We start from the raw sequence: 18,708 nt of genomic DNA on the forward strand, positions 1-18,708 counted from the left end.
CACAAACCGAGTCTAAGGACTCGCCTTGAAAGAGGACGGCTATGGCGGTAATGAACAAAATGCGCGAAAGCATGAAGACGATCCTGATGATCCTTGTGCTTGCGTTTATTGCCACGATTGTATTCGACTGGGGAATGGGAGGTTTCCGGACGCGCGGCCGCGGCGGTGCCCCCCACGGTGTCATCGCCCAGGTCAACGGCGAGGATATCCCCTATGACGAATTCAGCAGGGCTTATCAGCAGGAGCTGAAGCAGCAGCGCGAACAGAGCGGAGAGGAACTCGAAAACTATCAGCTGCAACAGATCGAAAATCAGGTTTATGAACGGTTGATCCAACAGCGACTGCTGCGCAAAGTGGCGGATAGAATGAAGTTATCTGCGACTGACGAAGAGATTGGGGAAGAGTTGTGGAACAATCCGCCCGAATTTATCCGTCAATCGCCGGCTTTTATCGATTCGACGACAGGAACCTTCAGCATGCAGCTCTACCAGCAGGCGCTGGAGAATCCCCAGCTCGATCGTCAATGGGAGACCGTGGCCGAGTATCTGCGCACAGTTCTGCCTTTCCAAAAGCTCGGGGATCTCATTAATGCGACGCCCGTAGTGACCGACGACGACGCACGCATCGAGTATATCAAAAACAATATCAAGGCGCGGGTCAACTATCTCTTTTTCGACGCCTCGGCCTTTGCCGGAAAGGAAAACGAGCCGAGTGAGGCTGAGATCAAGGCCTACTATGAAAAGCATAAAGAAGAATATCGCGAAAAGGAAAAACGGGTCATCGATTATGTTCTTTTTGAGCTAAAAGCGTCGCCGGCGGACAGCCAGGCGGTTTGGCGGCAGGCGCAGGAGATTCTCGAGGATGCCCGTTCAGGCCGTAATTTTGCCGAGATGGCGTCGCTTTACTCGCAAGATCCAGGCTCGGCAAAGAGCGGCGGCGATTTGGGATGGTTCAAGCATTCGGCCATGGTCAAGCCCTTTGCCGATGCCGCATTTGCCGCCAAACCGGGCGAAATCGTCGGACCGGTTGCTTCCCAATATGGACTGCACATCATCAAAGTCGAAGACCGCCGCAAAGCCGACGGCGAGGATGAGGTAAAGGCGTCGCATATCCTCCTCAAAATCGAGCCGTCCACCAAAACACGCGAGGCGATTCGAGACGACGCCGCCTACTTGGCGGAAACGGCCAAGGAATCCGGCTTGAAAGCCGCAGCAGAAGCCGAGAAGCGCACCGTCCAAACTACGCCGCCCTTTGCGGCCGAAGGATTCATTCCGGGTATCGGCATGGAACCTCGCTTGGGACGGTTTGTCTTTCGCGCCAAGCTGAACGAAGTCAGCGACGTGATTTACACCGAGTCCGGTTATGTCGTCGCTCAAGTCACCAAGATTGAAAAAGAGCATATTCCGACCCTCGAGCAGGTGCGCAGCCGCATTGTTGCAGCGTTAAAAGCGGAACAGCGCACCGCATTGGCCAAGGCAAATGCCGAAGCGGCTTACAGGGCTTATCAATCCGGTACTCCGCTGGAGGTGGTGGCGCAACAGCACAATCTAACGCTGCAGCAAACGGACGAGTTCACTGCCGGACGCGCCATTCCGAATGTCGGCCGGGAACCGGCGTTTGCCGGAACGGCGCTGAGCCTGAACGTCGGCGAGGTGTCGCAGCCGGTTCAGGGCAGCCGCGGCTGGTACATCATCCAACTGGTCAGCAAAACGCCTTTTGACGAAAACGACTTTCAGCAGCAAAAGGATATGATAAAAGCTCAGCTTGCTGTTCGCCAACGCAATCAGGCGTTTTCCCAATGGTATGGCAACTTGAAAAAAGAAGCTAAAATTAAAGACTATCGATCGCTTTACCTTTAATCAAAAAAGCGGGCGTCGGAATCGCCCGCTTTTTTCGTTTTTAAGCAACCCTTACAACTTTCAAAGGGTGTTCCGTAACAGTGTCATGAATTCCATTTTTCAAAAACTGATAAAATTCCTTGTTGCCGCTTGCCAGGCGTTTATCATATCTTCTTGTCAGGAACCCCCAAACGCCCAACAAATACCGACTGATAATACAGATTTTCCTCTGGTCTGGCAAGATCAGTTCACTGATCTTGATCGTCGTCGCTGGGCACTGGGCGATTGGACGTTTAATTACAACCTATGCGAGTTTTCACCCGCCATGGTCCAGGTAACAGCCCAAGGGCTCGAGCTGCGCATCGCTCAAAAAGGTGCGGATAAAGGAAAATATAGAGAAAAGCCCTATTGGGGAGGCGAAGTCTACGGACTCGAGCGCTATCTCTATGGCCGCTTCGAAGTGGAAATGAAACCATTTTGTCCGCCGGGAGTAGTGGCCTCATTTTTTCTCATGTACGATGAGCGGGATGGACAGGGGAACAACATCGACTGGTACGAAATCGACATCGAATTCCCAGGAAGCACGCGAAAAATTTCCTATGCTCTACATTACGGCGAGGGAGGCGGCATTAAATCAGTTGTAAAAGAGGTGCCGCTCGACTTTGACGCTAGCGATCGATTCCATCATTATGCCATCGTCTGGAAGCCGGACTCCATTTATTTTACCATCGACAACAGACTCTCTGCAGAGTTTACGGAACCGTATGTTCTCAACCAGTTGAATCAGGCGATGAACATCCGTATGAATTATTGGGTATCGGAATCGAAAGAGTGGGTAGGGCGCTTCTATCCGAGTGTGCTGCCGATTACCAGCCTCTATCGTTCAGTCGCTTACCGTCGTTATCAAAAGACGAGGCCGATGAGCCGCTGATACAGGCACTTGGGATCTTTCCACCTCCCCATTTTTAAGCAAACCGAAAGAGTCGTTTTTAGAAAAACGACAGCGGATCGACGTCCACGACAATCTGCACCTGTTCGCGGCCTTTTTTGCCAAAACCGTCGAGCGCTCGACGCAGCGCGTCCTTCATTTCACGCCCGCCAGGATCCCTGCTTTTATCGCTCATCAACAAAAGATGTCTTCGGAAAAGATTCTGCACCTTGACCATCATCGGCGGCGCAGGACCCAGAACGCGAAAGGATCCATCGTCGGAAAGGAGGGATCTAAACCGCAGCGCGGCCTCCTCGACTTTTTTCTCTTCACGGCCTTTGAAAAGCACATAAATTAACCGGCTGTAGGGCGGATAGAGCAAAGCTCTGCGGTCGAGCAGTTCGGCCTTGAAAAACGAATCGTAATCGTGTTTTTGAGCAAATTGAAGGCTGTAGTGATCCGGCGACAAGGTTTGGATCACCACTTCTCCGGTTTTGTCTTTACGCCCGGCGCGGCCGGCAACCTGTGTAAGCAATTGAAAAGTCCGTTCGGCTGCACGAAAGTCCGGCAAAAGCAGCTCGGTATCGGCATTGATCACGCCGACCAATGTGACGTTGGGAAAATCGAGTCCCTTGGCCACCATCTGCGTGCCGAGAAGGATTTGGTGCTCGCCGTCGGCAAAACGCTGAAGGACTCTGTCATGAGCCATGCGGCCTTTAGTGGTGTCGAGGTCCATTCGCAGTGACTTTACATCTGGGAAAAAGAGGCGCAGCTCCTCCTCGACACGCTGCGTGCCGACCCCGCGCAAAAAGACGTCCTCTCCGCCGCATTGGGGACACCTATCGGGCGCTTTTTGCGTATAGCCGCAATAGTGACACTTGAGCAGACGACCCCGCAGATGAAACGTCAGCGCTGCATCGCATTGGCTGCACTTGGCCAAAAAACCGCAGCCTCGGCACTTGAACATGGTGGCAAAGCCGCGCCGGTTGAGAAAGAGAATGATCTGCTCGCCGCGGCCCAGTTTTTCCTCGATCTTTTGCCGCAGCAGCCTGGAAAAAATGGGAGCTTCACTGCGGCCGATGACCTTTGGTTCTTTGCGCAAATCGACCAGGTGGACCAGCGGCATCGGCACGTCATCGATGCGCTTCGGCAGCTTGAGCAGACGATATTTTCCGGCCAGAGCATTGTAGAACGTTTCGACGGAAGGGGTTGCAGAGCCGAGAATAACAACGGCATTCTCGAACCGACCGCGAACGACGGCGACATCGCGGCCATGATAACGCGGCGCCGGCTCCACCTGCTTGTAGGAAGGCTCATGCTCTTCATCGACAATGATCAGTCCGATGTTCTTGAGCGGCGAAAAGATGGCGGAGCGCGGGCCGATAACGATCTTGTGCTCGCCCTCCCAGGTTTTTCGCCACGAGTCGTAGCGCTCGCCCGGGGACATGCGGCTATGAAACACGGCGACCGCATTTCCAAAGTGCGCCCGAAAACGCCGCACGGTCTGAGGTGTGAGGGCAATTTCAGGAACCAGCACGATCGCCGTACGGCCCAAGCGCATGACGTGATGAATGGCATCGATATAGACCTGAGTCTTGCCGCTGCCGGTAACGCCGTGAAGAAGAAAAGTCTCGAACTTGCCGGCGTCCAAAGCTGCGGTCACGGCTTCAAGTGCCGCCTGCTGGTCGGGGTTGAGGGTCAATTTGGGCGGCTCCTCAACCTCGAGTTCCTGATAATATTCCCGCACGACTTCGCGTTTGTCGAGGATGATGAATCCCCGCTCCGCCAGCACCGTAAAGACGGCGTGATCGGCACCGGTGAGACGTCGAAGATCGGCACGCGAAAGCTCGCCGCCGACGACATCGAGCAATGCCGCCAGAACGGCCGCCTGTTTGGGCGCCTTGCTCTGCAGTTCCGAGATTATGCTGCCGATTTTGTCCAAAGTCAAATGAGGAGCCAGTCGCGCTACGATCTCGTATTTGGCCTTTACGCGCGGTTCAGGGAGCTCCAACTCGATGCGCACCAAACCTTTCTCGCGCAGGGGCTGCAGCGCTGCATAGACATTCTTTCCTAAATTGGCCGCCAAGCGGCTGATGCGCATGGGATTCTGCAGCGCCAGCCGGCGAATGATTTCAGCCTGCCGCGGCGCCCGTTCCTGCAGGGAATCCGCCAACTCCTCCGGTTTGGAATGCATCAGCCGGACGACGCGTTGGGAGTCGAGGTGTATTCCCGACGGCAACGCCGCCTTGAGCACTTCTCCCCAACCGCAGAGGTAATAGTCGGCAATCCAACGCGCCAACTGCAGCACCTGCGGCGTAAACAGGGGCGTAGGATCGAGCACTTCTTCGATCTCTTTGAGATCGCTCACTGCCGCCTCTGCGTTTCGCTCCACGACAAAACCGGTCAGACGCCTTCGCCCGAAGGGGCACAAAACCCGTACACCGGGCACCACGTCATCGCGAAATCGTTCGGGAATCCGATAAGTGAACGCCCGATCCAACGCCACGGGAAAGACCACCTGTGCATAGGGATTTTTAATCGGTTCGCTCATATACCGAATTTAAAAACAAATCCCTTGATTTCCTAACCGCAGGACGATCGGCAATCCGTCGGGAACTTGCCGTGGATTACAAGGTTGCAACAAAGCCGCGCGATGACAAAGCTGCTGCTTGTTTGTTGTCAGGGTTTTGTTAAATTATTGTTGAGCAAAACACGGAGCAGGAACAATGAAACTTACGGTCATGCTTTTCATTCCCTTTTTTCTTTTCCTCAGTACCATCGGTTGTGCGAAATTCGATCCTTACAAGCCGTTGACGGCAGAAGAAACACAGGCTCTATTGGTCAAGGCCAAGCAATCAAGCCGACCTGCCGAGCCGGACCGCATTCTCTCTTCCGAGGAAATCGCAGCAGTCTTAGAACGCGTCAAGGCTACGCCGGTTGAACCCGTTGATCCCCGCGAAGCGGCTATCCTCGAGACCAATTACGGCGTCATTGTCATCGCCTTTTATCCCCAAGAAGCGCCCGGCCACTGCAGCAATTTCAAACGGCTGGTCAAGGCGGGCTATTTTGACCAGACCCGTTTTCACCGCATCATCGACGGCTTTGTAATACAAGGCGGCGACATATTAACCCGCGATGAGGATCCAATGAACGACGGCAGCGGCGGTCCCGGCTATACCATCCCTGCCGAATTCAACGGCATTCCTCATGATCTCGGCATCGTCTCAATGGCGCGCGCACAAGATCCGAACAGCGCCGGTTCGCAGTTCTTTATCTGCCTTTCCCGCGAGCGCACCCGTTTTCTCGACGGCAAATACACGGTTTTCGGCCAAGTCATCGGCGGTCTGGATGTCGTGCAGAAAATCGGCCGCGTGCCGGTCAAAGAAAGTCCTTTTGGTGAACCCTCTTCTCCGATCGAACCGGTTGTGCTTAAACAGGCCTTTTGGATCAAACGCTGAGGAACGTCGCCATGTCCTTTTTCAATCGTCTGACGGTTCTTTTGCTTTTTGCAGCATCTCTCTGTTTTAGCGCCGAAAAGTATTGGATCTTTTTCAAGGACAAAGGTCCGCAGAATCCGGAAGGTCTGCAGAAAGCGCAGGCGGAGCTCAGCCCCCGCGCTCTGCAACGTCGAGCCAAGGTGATGCATCCGCTCACTGATCCAACCGATCTGCCGGTTTATTCAGGTTATACGGAAAAGCTGAAAAGCCTCGGCATCGAGCCGATCGTAACGTCCAAATGGCTGAATGCCGTGAGCGCGCGGGTAGAGAGCGATCAGTTACGTGAGATCCGGTCTCTTCCTTTCGTCGACAAGGTGCAGCCGGTTCTGCGCGGAAGACATCGTCCGCAACCTGAAGAAGCAACGGCGCTCTCCAAGCGGCAGGTTGCCGGCGACGCACCCATTGATTACGGCGCTTCCTACATCCAGAACGCCATGATCCGCGTGCCCGAAGTGCACGCCTTGGGATTGACCGGCGAAGGGGTGATCGTCGCCTTGATGGATGCCGGATTTTCCGTCAAACACCCCGTCTTTCAACACATGAACATCCTTGCCAAGCGGGATTTCATCAATAACGACGACGAAGTAGATCAACAGCCTGGAGATCCCTACGGACAGCACGACCACGGCACAAAGGTTCTTTCCATCCTCGGGGGTTATGCTCCGGGTTATCTGATTGGACCGGCGTTCGGAGCTACGTTCATTCTCGCCAAGACCGAAGACATCAGCAGCGAAACGCCGGTGGAAGAGGACTATTGGATTGCCGCCGCCGAGTGGGCCGAAGGCTTGGGAGCCGACGTGTTCAACACCAGCCTCGGTTACATCGACTGGTACACCTATGCAGACATGAACGGACGTACGGCGCCGATCACCATAGCGGCGGATCTGGCGGTTCAGAAAGGCGTGGTTGTGGTCTGCTCGGCAGGCAACGAGGGCAACAGCCCTTGGCGGTACATTACGGCACCGGCGGACGGTTTCGGCGTCATTGCCGTGGGAGCCGTCGGCGCCGACAGTGTGATTGCCGGATTTAGTTCCCGCGGACCCACCAGCGACGGCCGCATCAAGCCGGATGTGGTCGCCTTGGGAGTCGGCGCAACCTCGGCGCAGTCGAGCGGTTCCGGTTACACCACCGGAAGCGGCACCTCCTTTTCATCACCGCTGGTTGCCGGTGCGGCTGCTTTGATTCTGCAGGCCCATCCGCATTTAACTCCGCTTCAAGTGCGCCAAGCTCTTCTGCAGACGGCCAACCGCGCCGCATCGCCGGACAATGTATACGGCTTTGGGCTCGTCAACGCCCTGGCTGCGGTCAATTATTGGGGTCCGGTCGGCAATCCCGCCGAAGAGACCCGATTCCTGAGCTTTTATCCGAACCCTTTTTCTCCGCAGGCACACGGCGGCAGCAGCAAATTCGTTTTCGATCTTAAGGAACCGGCACCTGCTCAGATCGATCTTTATAATCTTCGCGGCCAACTCTTAGGCCGAATCGTCGACGTCAGACTGCCCGCTACGCGCGCGGCTTCGGTTTCGTGGGACGGAAGAGCGCCGAACGGCATCCCTCTGCCATCCGGAGTGTATTTTTGCCGCATAAGGATCGGCGAAAAAGAGCAGATGACAAAAATCACCCTATTGCGTTGATCAAAACCGGAATGTTGAAGCGGCCGATTGCTTTAGCGCTTGGGGGAGGCGGCGCCCGCGGTTTTGCCCACATCGGCGTACTGCGCGCCCTGGAGAAAGCCGAGCTGCCGATCGAACTCATCGTCGGCACCAGCATGGGCGCCGTTGTCGGCGGCCTCTATGCTCAGCTCGCCGACGCTGCAGCCGTTGAGGGTAAAATACGCTCTTTTCTCGACTCGCCGCTTTTTCGCGAGGCGAACTCGGTCGAAAAAAAACCATCTTGGGCCGACGACGCACTCGAGCTGCTGCTCTCGCAACGCGATAAAAACGAAAATCAGCTTGAGCAAATGAGCGTGATGACCATCCGATTGAAGGAAGCACTCGAAGAGCTGTTTCCGCGGCCGCTCATCGAAGAGTGTCGGATCCCTTTTGCCGCCGTTGCAGCCGACTTGCGCAGCGGCGAAGAAGTAGTCGTTCGCCATGGGCTCATAGCCGATGCCGTGACCGCCAGTTCAGCCATGCCGGGCATTTTTGCGCCGCTGGAAATCGGCGTGCGGCTGCTTGCCGACGGCGCCGCCGCTTCGCCCGTTCCCGTACGCGCCGCCCGCACCCTTGCCCCCGACGCCTGCATCGTCGCCGTCGACGTTTCGGCAGGACTCTCGGCATCATTCGATGAAAAGAACCCCTTATCCCTATTGATGCGCTCATTCGCCGTCACCGGCGCCTGTCGTCATCGCGACTTGATCGCAGAGGCAGACGTTCTCATCCGGCCGCACGTTAAATGGTTCAGCTGGCGCGAGTTCGAAGAGTTCGAAGCTTTTATCGCTGAGGGTGAACAGGCCGCCGTTCGCGTCCTTCCGCTCCTCAAAAAGCAATGCAAAAGCCTTTTATAGACTTTCAAACTATCCCCTTTTTTGCTGCCTGAACGGCCTTTCTGCGGAATAATTCTCCGCACCGCAACGTTGCCCAGCCTGTCGATTAACCTTCTTTTATTCAGAGAGGATCGTTATGAAAGCATTTGCTCTCATCTTTCTTTTTGCTCTTTTGTCGGGAGCATCGGCGGAGGGCGCCGATCAGCTCCTCAGCATCGGGCCGCGGCTGCAGAAATCCGTCGGTCTCTATTGGGAAAACGGAATTGTCGTCGAGTACAGCAACTCCAAGCTGTGGGACGGCCGCCTATCCTTCGGCGCCGCGATTTTATCCTCGCGCCTGGGCAGCGCATTCCACTCCAACGCCGTCAAACAGGAAGAGTATTTGCTGTCCGCTGCTGCCGTATTTAGACAGGAGCATCTGATAAGGCCGCTGGTGAAAATGCACCTCGGCTGGTTTCATGCCGATTATGAGGTCGAGCTGTTCGACGCTCTGCCCAACAGCTCATTTCTCTGGTCGTTAACCGGAGGCCTGCAGATCCGTCCGCATATCCCCGCGGTGCTGGAACTCGGACTCGGTTATAATCTCATCACGGGCAACGGCGTATCCGGACCCGGTACGCTCTATCCTCTGTTCTACCAAATCACCCTAAGCTGGGTCATTCTCGGAGGAGGCCGGCCATGAAAAAGCTGATCGTTTTGTTTGCAACTGCAGTTCTGCTCGTCTCCTGCAGCAAAAATCCGGCAATCGACTCGGAGACCATGCTGGACGGCGAGAAAATCTTTGACCCCTCTCTTTATGCACCGGAAAAATATCTGGTTTCGGCGGCCAATCCTTATCCTACGGAAGCCGATCTGCAGACGCCGGTCATTATCGCCGCGCACGGATATTCTGCAACGACCTTCGAGTGGGATGAGCTGCGCGCCTGGAGCCGCGAACACGGCGGCTTTCTACTTTCGCAGGTCCTGCTCGGCGGTCACGGACGCACCTATCAAGAGTTCAAACGCTCCACCTGGCGCGATTGGCAAACTCCGATCCTTGAAGAATATCAAAAGCTGGAGCAGCTTGGTTATCGAAAAATCTCTCTCCTCGGCTCTTCCACCGGTTGCGCTTTGATGCTGGAATTGGCGGCATCGAGAGCGTTTGACGGCAGACAAACGCCCCGCCATTTTATCTTTATCGATCCGATTGTCATTCCTTCGGACAAACTGCTGTCGTTGGTCGATTTCGTCGGCCCGATGCTCGGCTATACCGAGACCTCGCCTACACCGGAAGAGGAAGGCCGATGGTATCACTATCGACCTTATGAAACCCTGCAGCAGTTGAACGAGGTGATCAATCGCGTGCGAAAGCAGCTGGAAGCCGGCGTCACTCTGCCGGATAACGCGCGCATGAAGGTCTACAAGGCGATCAAGGATCCCAGTGCCGATCCGGTCTCGGCGGTGCTGATTTACAAAGGCGTGCGCACCTCAAACGGCGGCCGCATCGACGTAAAGATGGTGAACACGGATCTCCATGTCTTTACCCGACTTGCCGGTCGCGAAAAAGTCACCGAACGCGACCGCCGCATTCAAGAAGAAACCTTTGCGGAAATTCGGGCGATGGTTTTAGCGCAGGACTGATCGAATGGCAAAGGCTGCGCCCCTTACAGGAAGCACGGGACGCAACCTTCAAGTCAGGCGGTTTCTGTGAATTCGCTCGAACTCGAGTTTTTCGAAAGGTATAGGGTGCGGTGATTCCGCCGGATAACCGATCGCGACGATGCAGCCGACGCGCAGGCTTGCCGGTATGCCCAATACTGCATGCACATAGTCCTCGGCGCTCTGCTGCGAGTCGTGCTCCCGCAGACGAATTTGCACCCAACAGCTGCCCAGTCCAAGCGAAAGCGCCGTCATCTGCAACAGGATGGCGGCGATGGAGCTGTCTTCAATCCAGACATCGGAAACCGCCTCGTCGGCGAGGATGACGACGGCCAGAGGTGCGCCGGCCATAAAAGCGGAACCGTGCCGCTTCGCACGACTTAATTGCTTCAACAGCTCCGGTTCATCCACAAAAGTGAACCGGAGAGGCCGACGGTCGCGCGAAGACGGCGCGCGCAGCAGCGCCTCGGCTAATATCTGCCGCTTTTCCTCTTCGATCGGTCGGCGCTCAAAGCGTCGCACGCTGCGCCGCCGACGCAACAGATCGATCATCCCTTCGCCCATATTCAAAAACCGGCGCCTTTCACCTTGGTCTTGACGCGGCACAACAACATGTCGGCGGTAATAAATAAACTGCTTCCATCCGGGCCGCCGAAACAACAGTTGGAAGTCGCTTCACCGACGGCAATGATGCCGAGCAGTTCCGCTTTCGGCGAAAGAATCAGCACGCCGCCCGGACCGGTCGCCCATAGGTTTCCATACTGATCGACGGTCATGCCGTCGCAGCCGCCCCATCGGCCGGCGCGGCGCAGCTCGCCGGCATCGTAAAAGATTCGACCGTTCGAGGTGCTGCCGTCCTCGGCAACATCGAAAGCCATCCAGATTGCTTCCTGTCCGGAATTCGCCACATACAAGGTCTTTTCATCCGGCGAAAGATGAATGCCGTTGGGAAAGGGCAGCTCTTTGGTCACCAGCGAAATTCTGCCGTCCGGCGCCAAATGAAAGACGCCGCTGAAGGGCAGCTCTTTAGTCGGGTTGGCGTTAAGGTCTTTGAGTCCGTACGGCGGATCGGTAAAGTAAATGTGTCCGCTGCGGCTGATCACCAAGTCGTTCGGACTGTTGAAGCGCTTGCCTTCGAATCGGTCCGCCAAAACGCTTTTTGTCCAGTTTTCGGTGTTAAGCTGAGCAATACAGCGGTTGCCGTGATCGCAGAGTACCAGCCGACCGGTCTGCGGATGGATGTAGAGACCATTGCAGCCGAGTTCACGTCCCGGCGGATTGTCGCCCAGCGCATAACCGGCGGGACGCAGATAAATCGACAAGCCGCGCTCCTCGTCCCAGCGCCAGCAGGTGTTCTGCGGAATATCGTTGAATAAGAGATAACCGCCGTCTTTGACCCAAACCGGACCCTCGCTCCAGTCAAAGCCTTCGGCGAGCACTTCAATGACGGCATCTGCCGGCAACAGCTTATCCAGATTGGGCGAAAGGCGCTCGATTTTGCCGACGGTGCGAAAATCGGCAGCCGTCAGTTGTAGGTGGAGGACAAAAAGAACAGTAAAAACCATTCGTTTCATGGCTGCTCCTTTCCAATTTCAATGGATGCAAACGGTTCAATGATTTCGGCTTGGGGAAACGCGGCACGAACAACATTGAGATTGTGCGCGAGAAAGAGCAGTTTGACGTTGGCACCGGCGTCGATAGTGAAATAAATGCCGACGCCGTCTTGCCGCAGTCGCCAGACGGTTTGAAAGGCAGAAATGGTTTCAGGAAGCCAGTAGAAAACCGGCGGTCGCGAGTCGATCATGGTTGCATGCATGGCCAAAGCATTCGCTTCCGCGATCGTTCCCAAGAGCTGAAAATCGCGTGCGGCAATCGCGCGTTTTAATTCGGCCAGATCATTTTCAGCGCGCTGGGGCCAAAGCCGATAAAAAAGTGAAGTGCGCACGGTCTGCTTCATCCCGGCCGTGGAACCGATCGGCTTGGCAACGGCGGAAAGGACAACGGCTCCGATGCGCAGTTCCGGCCACTCTATCGATAACGGCGCGGCATAGCTGTCCAGACCGTCTTTCCGCTCGCCGGCGAACCATTCGACAAAGCCGGTAAACACCGAACGGGCGGCGCTGCCGCTTCCCAAGCGCGCCAAAATGGAAAGCGCACGCCCGTCTAATTCCCAGCCGAAAAGCCGATTCAAGGCCATCGCCAGCGCGGCAAAACCCGACGCCGAACTGGCCAGGCCGGCGCCTGTGGGAATGGTGTTTTCCGTTTCAATGCGAAAACCTGCGTTTGGTGGTCGAAAAAGATCAAGATAAGCCGAGACACGGCGGGCAAAAGACTCTTCCTGCGCCAATTTTCGCCCGTTTAAAATCACCTCGTCGCCGCCCTCCGTAATGGAGAGGCGTGTCCGCGTTCCCAATCTGCCGAGCGAAACCGACAGACTGCCGTTCATCGGCAGATTGAGCTCTTCATTCCGTTTTCCCCAATATTTGCACAGGGCAATATTGACCGGTGCAAAGGCCTCGGCTCGGCTGTTTTTCGGCTGCAGGCGGTCGCCGATCAACGCCCGTACGGTCTCCTGCTTAGTCAATTCGTATGCCCTCCCGACTCATTTGAATGGGCAGAACCTCATAGCCGCAATCGACGCCGGCATCACCTAATCCGACGACGCAGTCGCCCAATCCGGACCCGCTGATTTTTGCGCCTAAAATTCCCGGCTGCGCGCGCAGCGCGTAGACGATCTGCGCCAGGCGGGCGTTGCTCACGCCGATGGCGTCCATCAGTCCCTGGTTCAAATTCAGCAGCTCGCCGAAGGTCCGCCAATCGTCGGCACGGATCGCTTCCGCAGCCCACAACGCACTCTTGTCCATGATGCCGAAAATTGCATCGAACAACTCGGAGAAACGACGGCGGCTTTCTTCCACCCTTGCAATGACCTGCGTGGTCGGGGTTTTTGCACCTGAATAAACCACAGAGATCGGATAGAGATTGTCCAGCCGTTCGCATGTAAACGGCTCGGCGCGGTAGAGAAGAACGCCGCCAAAAACTGAGGCAGCCAGATCGGCGCCTGAACCGGTTCCCTGAACGCTGCGGATGACCTGTAACCCAAAGTCAAACACTTTTTGCCTTTCGACATTCTTCAGGGTCAACTGACAGAGGGCGGCGCCGACTGCAGCAGTCACCGCAGCTGATGAGCCGAGACCGACGTCCGCCGAAAAATCGGAATGGACCTCGAGTTCGAGGCCCGTCGTAAGGGGCTGCGGAAATTGGTTAACAGCGGCCAGGATAAAGCGAAACTGCGGTGAGGGGCTTACGCTGTCGAGCGTCGCCTCATAGTTTCCCAAAGCCGAACGAATGATCAACCGGCGATCCTGGCGCGGCGTAACGATGATCGAAAGTCGTTGCGATACGCCACAGACCAGGCAGTGGCTGCCATGCAGCACGGCGTGTTCTCCCAGCAGCATCAGCTTGCCGGGTGCAGAGACCCTAAACGAGGCGCGCGCCATGCGGCTCTCCTTTTAAGGATAACAAGCGATAGCCAAAGTCTTTAGCCAATCGCTGCGTCGACGGCTCATCATGAAAGACGATCACCATGCCGGCGGCGTTACCGCGGATCGAGCCGGCACCTGAGATTTTCGCCGCTCCGCCTTCGGCTTCGATCCGCTCGATAAATTCCTGCACGCGCGGCGGCGTAACGCCGATGCGGCAAAGCAGTCGGTGATTGCTCCGCACGGCGTCGCGCACACCGGCAGCGTCGCCATTTTCCAGCGCTTGACAAAGCGCCCTAGTCACCGCGGCAAAGTCTTTTGCAAGCCTGCCGTCGGCAAACTCTTTGGCCGCAGCAATAACGCATTCGCCGGTGGTTGCCTCAGGTTTGCCGGTATCAACTGCTAAAAAAGGCAGATCGGATTGCGGAAGCGGTTCTGCACTGCCTTTTTGAAACAGCACAAATCCGCCGTGCAACGCCAAATAAGGATCCAAGCCGCTGGAGCGGCCATGCTGAAGATTCTCCGCCTCCAAAGCGAGGGGAAAGACCTTATCCGCTTGGAAAGGAATATCGAAAAACTCATGGAGAACACGCAGCACGGCAAGAATCACTGCCGCTGAAGATCCCATGCCGCTGCCGATGGGCAGATCGGACTGCAGCCTAAGCCGTAAACCGCGTGGAAATTTCAGCCCATATGTGCGCTTAAAGATGTGGATCAGGTAGATTAACAGAGCCGTCGGATCATTGGATCGTCTCTGGTCGATTTTGGATAAAGTCTCAAGCTTATGGTAAAATTCGGACTCGGACAAAGAGAAGTGCAGGGGATAATCGCCCAAATAGAACTCGAGATCATCTTTAATTAATTCAATTTCCGCATAGGCGAAGCGATTGACCGCAGCGGCCAAAGCCGGCGCGCCGTGTACCACGGCGTGTTCACCGCTAAGAATCAGTTTTCCGGGCGCTGCAGCCCTCAATCGACCACCTCGTAGAGCCGTTTGTGTTCCTTTATTCCGGCAAAGCGAAAGCCGCCCGTACGGTACTTTGGCGTAACGACCGGTGTACCGTCGGTGGGCAGATTGGACTTGTAAGTATAGAAATCGCTATAAGCGGCGTAATCCAGCTCTTGACGTTCTTCGATCAGACGCCGATGCGCCTCGACCTTGAGGTATTGCTGATAGCCCGGCAATACCACACCACTGAAAAATTCACCGACGCAGCCGGAACCGTAGCTGAACAGACCCACCCGCCGTCCCGTCAAGTCGACTGTCGAACATTCAAGGAGAGAAACGAGCGCCATAAAAACCGAAGCGGCATAAGTGTTGCCGATGATGCGTTGGTAGACGGCAGCGTCTTGAATTTTATCTTTCCACTCCTCCTCGGGCAGATCGCCGAAACCTGCATGCTTGACCAAAAAAGCATGCGCCTTTTCTCCCATCTTGGAAAAGGGCAGATGATAGACAAAGCGATCGAAATCATGATAGCTGCGCCCTGTAAGATGACAATACTGGTTCCAGGCTGAAGCCAAGGCGCGCAAGTAAATTTTTACGGAATATTTGCCGTCGACGAACGCCTCATCGCGATAATTGGGTCGCCAGAAATCGAATACATCTTCGGTATAAAGGCCGCTCGTGGAATCGAAAGCCAACAGACGCGGCTGCGCCGAGAGAACCAACGCGACCGCGCCTGCGCCCTGCGTCGGCTCGCCGGCTGAATCGAGACCGTACCGAGCGACGTCTGCGGCAACCAGAAGAATCTTGCGCTCCGGGTGCTGCATGAGATAGGGAAGCGTCAACATCAATCCGCCGGCCCCGCTGTAGCAGGCCTGTTTGAGTTCAATGACGCGCATGTTTTTCGGCAAATCCAGCAGTCGATGCAGCCAAGTGCCGGCGGCTTTGGACTGATCGATGCCGGACTCGGTTGCGAACAGCAGCGTATCAATTGCATAAGAGTCCACATCCGTCAGGGCTTCGCGGGCAGCATTAGCCGCCAACGTCACAATGTCTTCATCCGGAGGCGGCGCCGCCATTTTTTCCTGCCCGATGCCAACATAATATTTGTTCGGGTCCTCATTTCGGTGCACTGCCAGAGTTTTCAAGTCGATATAATAGTTGGACGTATACATGCCGATTGCTTCGATGCCGACCTGCATGTTGAGCTCCTCTGCTGAATTTGAAAAAGTTATTTGGGGAAACGATCCTGCCATTCACAGTCGCGCAAAATCAGGATTCCATAATAACGAATCGTTTTTCTTCAGTTGGTCTGTATTCGAGACACCCAAAAGAAACATGGCAACGACAAATTCTTTTTTGAGCCGTTCGATGACGCGAATCACCGCTTCTGCTGATTCCATGGCCGGTTTGAGAAAGGGTTTGGCCAGACCGCAAAGCGACGCTCCTAAAATGACCGCCTTGACCATATCGATACCCGAGCGGATGCCGCCGGAGGCGACGAGCGTCACCCGATCGGTCAGCGGCCTTAACGCGTAAAGTGCCAAAGGCGTGGGATTGCCCCAATCCTGGAACAGCAGGCCAAGATCGTCCGCCTCCTCCTGCCGCCGAAAATGCTCGATGCGGCTCCAGCTTGTGCCGCCGCTACCGGACACGTCGATATAACGGATGCCTTGGGCCGCTAAAAGATTCGCATCGGCGGGCGAAATCCCGGCTCCCACCTCCTTGACGATCACCGGCACCTCAAGATCTCGGGCAACGGCACCAATCTTGGCCGCAAGTCCGCTGAAATCGACGTTCCCTTCCGGCTGCACAGCCTCCTGCAGGGGATTGAGGTGAAGGTAAAGCGCATCAGCTGCGACGGCCTCGACGGCGCGGCGGCAATGATCGATCGTAAAGCCGTAATTGAGCTGCACCGCCCCCAGGTTGGCAAAGAGCAATGCATTGGGGGCAAATGGCCGCAACTCGAAACTGGGCCGCGCTTCGGGATGTGTAAACATGACCCGCTGCGATCCCACGCCCATCGCCACCCCGCAGGTTTGTGCTGCCGTCGCTAAATTCCGGTTGATGACCATCACCTTTTCCTGCGAACCGCCGGTCATCGAAGAAATGAGCAGGGGAAAGGAAAGCTTTTTGCCCATGAATTCGATCGAAGGATCGATCTCATCGAGATTGACTTCCGGCAGAGCCCTATGCACGAGATGAATGCGGTCGAAATAATGTTTGGCGCGGTCGGTTTGCTCGTCGTTAAGGATGACCGAAATGTGTTCCAGTTTGCGGTCGTTGGTCAGATGATCCGTCATTTGCGTTCCAAAGCTTCGTGAGCCCTCATCAGCTCGTGCGGCTGGGTCAAAGCGGCCAGCAAAGAAAGTTCACCGGCAAGCACCGTCGCCGCGGCAATCACTGCCAGTCGACGGCCGTTTTCTCCCGGCATCCTCTGTTCCAGGCAGCCAAGCCGTTGCAAATTTTCGACGACAAAAGGCAGCCCTTTTCCTGCGCCCACGGTGCCGACAATCAAATGCGGCAGCGTAACGGCAAAATAGAGATTCTCTTCCCTTACTTCGGCGTTGACGAATCCTTGCGAACCTTCGACAATGTTCGCGGCGTCCTGACCCGTCGCCAAATAAAAAGCCAGCAGCATGTTGGCAAAGTGAGCATTCGCCGCCCGTACACCGCCTGCGAGCATGGTTCCATAAAGATTCTTTTTGATGTTCAAATCGACCAGCTTTTCCGGCGTGGTTTTGAGAAACCGTCGGCAAAGTTTGGCGCTGATCGTTGTTTCGGCGATGACATACCGGCCGCGGCCCAAAATGCCGTTGACCGCCGACACTTTTTTATCGGTACAGTAATTTCCCGAAACGCTGACGTAACGAACCTGCGGAAACTCTTCCAGCAGTCGGCTCATGAGAGCGTCGGCCGCTTTGGTGACCATATTGTGGCCGGCAGCATCGCCGGTGCTCATGTCCAAGCGAATATAAAGCAGATCGGCAAGATTTTGGAAATGAAGATCGACAAAACGGGCGAATCGGCTGGTGCTCTCCGCGACCTGCGCCCATTCCGCCTTGCGGGCTTCCAGCTGCCGACGCACTTGCAGAGCGGTTTCCGCGTCCGTTGCCTGGACGAGAATCGAGCGCGCCATCCGTTCGTCGACAACCACGGCGCGAACACCTCCCGCCTCGGCCGTAACCCTCGCACCGCGCTCGACTGAGGGCCAGAGCGGCGTCTCGAAAGTCGCCAACGGCACCATCACCTCTCCGTCCATCACCGGCCCGACGATCTTGAGCGGCCCCACGCGCCGCATCGGGATTTCGGCGTGCTCCTCCGTTTGCTCCGCTCGATTCATTTACTCGCTCCTAATAGTGAGCTCATTTTGCTGCTCTGTTTTCATTGATGTTTTCTGCAAATGCCGTTTTTCAAATGTCCTGAATATGAAAACAACCAGCGCTCCGCTGATAAATCCAAGGAGTGCACCGGCCAGAACATCCAAGGGATAATGCACGCCCACATACACACGCGAAAAAGCCACCAAGACCGCGGCCAGGATGCATACAGTTCGCCACTGCGGATACAAAAACGCCAGAACCGTAGCGGCGGAGGCCGAGTTGGCCGCGTGTGAAGAGGGAAAAGAGGGCGAACGCGTGATGCCGGTCGGCAAGTGTACCATGCCGAGTTCGCCGTAGGTTACGCACGGTCTCTCCCGCTTGACCAACGGTTTAATGACCGATGATGAAAGTTGGTCGCTCAACGTCAATGCCGCCGCCAACAATAAAAGAGCCCATCGGCCTTTGCGGCCGCCTTTCCACAAAAGGCCCAGGATGATGATCACAAAAATGGGCGTCCAGTTACGCTGGTTGGTGATGAACGGCATGATTAAATCGAAAAAGAGGTTCTGAA

17 protein-coding genes are annotated in these 18,708 nt (G+C 55.8%); 7 read left to right on the plus strand and 10 right to left on the minus strand.

Annotated features, from left to right (window positions below; translation table 11 throughout):
• The first annotated feature begins 41 nt into the window (after positions 1 to 41).
• Together ONB24_04055 and ONB24_04060 are read left to right on the plus strand one after the other, a co-directional pair.
• On the plus strand, positions 42 to 1,859 hold the full coding sequence (locus ONB24_04055; protein ID MDZ7315277.1) for a peptidylprolyl isomerase: 1,818 nt from the start codon (positions 42 to 44) through the stop codon (positions 1,857 to 1,859).
• A gap of 85 nt (positions 1,860 to 1,944) precedes the next feature.
• Positions 1,945 to 2,769, plus strand: a complete 825-nt coding sequence (locus ONB24_04060; protein MDZ7315278.1) for a family 16 glycosylhydrolase — start codon at positions 1,945 to 1,947, stop codon at positions 2,767 to 2,769.
• A gap of 58 nt (positions 2,770 to 2,827) precedes the next feature.
• Here ONB24_04060 and priA read toward each other — a convergent pair whose 3' ends face one another.
• On the minus strand, positions 2,828 to 5,317 hold the full coding sequence (gene priA, locus ONB24_04065; GenBank protein MDZ7315279.1) for a primosomal protein N': 2,490 nt from the start codon (positions 5,315 to 5,317) through the stop codon (positions 2,828 to 2,830).
• A gap of 175 nt (positions 5,318 to 5,492) precedes the next feature.
• Between priA and ONB24_04070 the strand changes: the two genes are divergently transcribed.
• The 5 genes from ONB24_04070 to ONB24_04090 all read left to right on the plus strand — a co-directional run bounded on the left by ONB24_04070 (position 5,493) and on the right by ONB24_04090 (position 10,368).
• Positions 5,493 to 6,224, plus strand: coding sequence for a peptidylprolyl isomerase (locus tag ONB24_04070; GenBank protein ID MDZ7315280.1), 732 nt, complete (start codon positions 5,493 to 5,495; stop codon positions 6,222 to 6,224).
• 11 nt (positions 6,225 to 6,235) lie between these two features.
• Positions 6,236 to 7,897, plus strand: a complete 1,662-nt coding sequence (locus tag ONB24_04075) for a S8 family serine peptidase (GenBank protein MDZ7315281.1) — start codon at positions 6,236 to 6,238, stop codon at positions 7,895 to 7,897.
• Between the two features lie 11 nt (positions 7,898 to 7,908).
• Entirely contained in the window at positions 7,909 to 8,769 is an 861-nt protein-coding gene (locus tag ONB24_04080; protein ID MDZ7315282.1) for a patatin-like phospholipase family protein, read from the plus strand.
• Between the two features lie 115 nt (positions 8,770 to 8,884).
• Positions 8,885 to 9,430, plus strand: coding sequence for a hypothetical protein (locus tag ONB24_04085; protein ID MDZ7315283.1), 546 nt, complete (start codon positions 8,885 to 8,887; stop codon positions 9,428 to 9,430).
• Complete coding sequence (locus tag ONB24_04090) at positions 9,427 to 10,368, plus strand: esterase (protein ID MDZ7315284.1); 942 nt, start codon at positions 9,427 to 9,429, stop codon at positions 10,366 to 10,368. Before ONB24_04085 ends, ONB24_04090 begins: the two co-directional genes overlap by 4 nt.
• Positions 10,369 to 10,416: 48 nt before the next feature.
• Here ONB24_04090 and ONB24_04095 read toward each other — a convergent pair whose 3' ends face one another.
• Genes ONB24_04095 through ONB24_04135 form a run of 9 tightly spaced genes read right to left on the minus strand, consistent with a single transcriptional unit; the run spans position 10,417 to position 18,682 of the window.
• The gene (locus ONB24_04095; GenBank protein MDZ7315285.1) at positions 10,417 to 10,938 is read right to left on the minus strand and encodes a nitroreductase family protein; all 522 of its coding nucleotides are present in this window, start codon (positions 10,936 to 10,938) and stop codon (positions 10,417 to 10,419) included.
• Positions 10,939 to 10,952: 14 nt separating this feature from the next.
• Positions 10,953 to 11,960 carry an SMP-30/gluconolactonase/LRE family protein gene (locus ONB24_04100; protein ID MDZ7315286.1) on the minus strand — a complete coding sequence of 336 codons (1,008 nt, stop codon included), beginning with the start codon at positions 11,958 to 11,960 and terminating at the stop codon, positions 10,953 to 10,955.
• A complete protein-coding gene (mvaD, locus tag ONB24_04105; protein ID MDZ7315287.1) occupies positions 11,957 to 12,970 on the minus strand; it encodes a diphosphomevalonate decarboxylase in 1,014 nt (337 codons plus the stop codon). The genes ONB24_04100 and mvaD overlap by 4 nt, the downstream gene beginning before the upstream one ends.
• A complete protein-coding gene (gene mvk / locus ONB24_04110) occupies positions 12,963 to 13,886 on the minus strand; it encodes a mevalonate kinase (GenBank protein MDZ7315288.1) in 924 nt (307 codons plus the stop codon). The genes mvaD and mvk overlap by 8 nt, the downstream gene beginning before the upstream one ends.
• Complete coding sequence (locus ONB24_04115) at positions 13,867 to 14,841, minus strand: hypothetical protein (protein ID MDZ7315289.1); 975 nt, start codon at positions 14,839 to 14,841, stop codon at positions 13,867 to 13,869. Before ONB24_04115 ends, mvk begins: the two co-directional genes overlap by 20 nt.
• Positions 14,838 to 16,016, minus strand: a complete 1,179-nt coding sequence (locus ONB24_04120; GenBank protein MDZ7315290.1) for a hydroxymethylglutaryl-CoA synthase — start codon at positions 16,014 to 16,016, stop codon at positions 14,838 to 14,840. Before ONB24_04120 ends, ONB24_04115 begins: the two co-directional genes overlap by 4 nt.
• A gap of 54 nt (positions 16,017 to 16,070) precedes the next feature.
• Positions 16,071 to 17,117, minus strand: coding sequence for a type 2 isopentenyl-diphosphate Delta-isomerase (gene fni, locus ONB24_04125; protein MDZ7315291.1), 1,047 nt, complete (start codon positions 17,115 to 17,117; stop codon positions 16,071 to 16,073).
• A complete protein-coding gene (locus tag ONB24_04130; protein MDZ7315292.1) occupies positions 17,114 to 18,157 on the minus strand; it encodes a hydroxymethylglutaryl-CoA reductase in 1,044 nt (347 codons plus the stop codon). The genes fni and ONB24_04130 overlap by 4 nt, the downstream gene beginning before the upstream one ends.
• Positions 18,158 to 18,682 carry a phosphatase PAP2 family protein gene (locus tag ONB24_04135; protein MDZ7315293.1) on the minus strand — a complete coding sequence of 175 codons (525 nt, stop codon included), beginning with the start codon at positions 18,680 to 18,682 and terminating at the stop codon, positions 18,158 to 18,160.
• Positions 18,683 to 18,708: the final 26 nt, after the last annotated feature.

This window comes from candidate division KSB1 bacterium, from assembly GCA_034505495.1.
Taxonomy (GTDB): Bacteria; Zhuqueibacterota; Zhuqueibacteria; order Residuimicrobiales; family Krinioviventaceae; genus Fontimicrobium_A.

Coding starts and splice junctions, on each gene's coding strand:
- fni (MDZ7315291.1), bottom strand. CDS start 17,117: ATGACGGATCATCTGACCAACGACCGCAAACTGGAACACATTTCGGTC.
- ONB24_04085 (MDZ7315283.1), top strand. CDS start 8,885: ATGAAAGCATTTGCTCTCATCTTTCTTTTTGCTCTTTTGTCGGGAGCA.
- ONB24_04060 (MDZ7315278.1), top strand. CDS start 1,945: ATGAATTCCATTTTTCAAAAACTGATAAAATTCCTTGTTGCCGCTTGC.
- ONB24_04055 (MDZ7315277.1), top strand. CDS start 42: ATGGCGGTAATGAACAAAATGCGCGAAAGCATGAAGACGATCCTGATG.
- ONB24_04095 (MDZ7315285.1), bottom strand. CDS start 10,938: ATGATCGATCTGTTGCGTCGGCGGCGCAGCGTGCGACGCTTTGAGCGC.
- mvk (MDZ7315288.1), bottom strand. CDS start 13,886: ATGGCGCGCGCCTCGTTTAGGGTCTCTGCACCCGGCAAGCTGATGCTG.
- ONB24_04130 (MDZ7315292.1), bottom strand. CDS start 18,157: ATGAATCGAGCGGAGCAAACGGAGGAGCACGCCGAAATCCCGATGCGG.
- ONB24_04120 (MDZ7315290.1), bottom strand. CDS start 16,016: ATGCAGGTCGGCATCGAAGCAATCGGCATGTATACGTCCAACTATTAT.
- ONB24_04070 (MDZ7315280.1), top strand. CDS start 5,493: ATGAAACTTACGGTCATGCTTTTCATTCCCTTTTTTCTTTTCCTCAGT.
- ONB24_04135 (MDZ7315293.1), bottom strand. CDS start 18,682: ATGCCGTTCATCACCAACCAGCGTAACTGGACGCCCATTTTTGTGATC.
- ONB24_04075 (MDZ7315281.1), top strand. CDS start 6,236: ATGTCCTTTTTCAATCGTCTGACGGTTCTTTTGCTTTTTGCAGCATCT.
- ONB24_04100 (MDZ7315286.1), bottom strand. CDS start 11,960: ATGAAACGAATGGTTTTTACTGTTCTTTTTGTCCTCCACCTACAACTG.
- ONB24_04090 (MDZ7315284.1), top strand. CDS start 9,427: ATGAAAAAGCTGATCGTTTTGTTTGCAACTGCAGTTCTGCTCGTCTCC.
- ONB24_04080 (MDZ7315282.1), top strand. CDS start 7,909: ATGTTGAAGCGGCCGATTGCTTTAGCGCTTGGGGGAGGCGGCGCCCGC.
- priA (MDZ7315279.1), bottom strand. CDS start 5,317: ATGAGCGAACCGATTAAAAATCCCTATGCACAGGTGGTCTTTCCCGTG.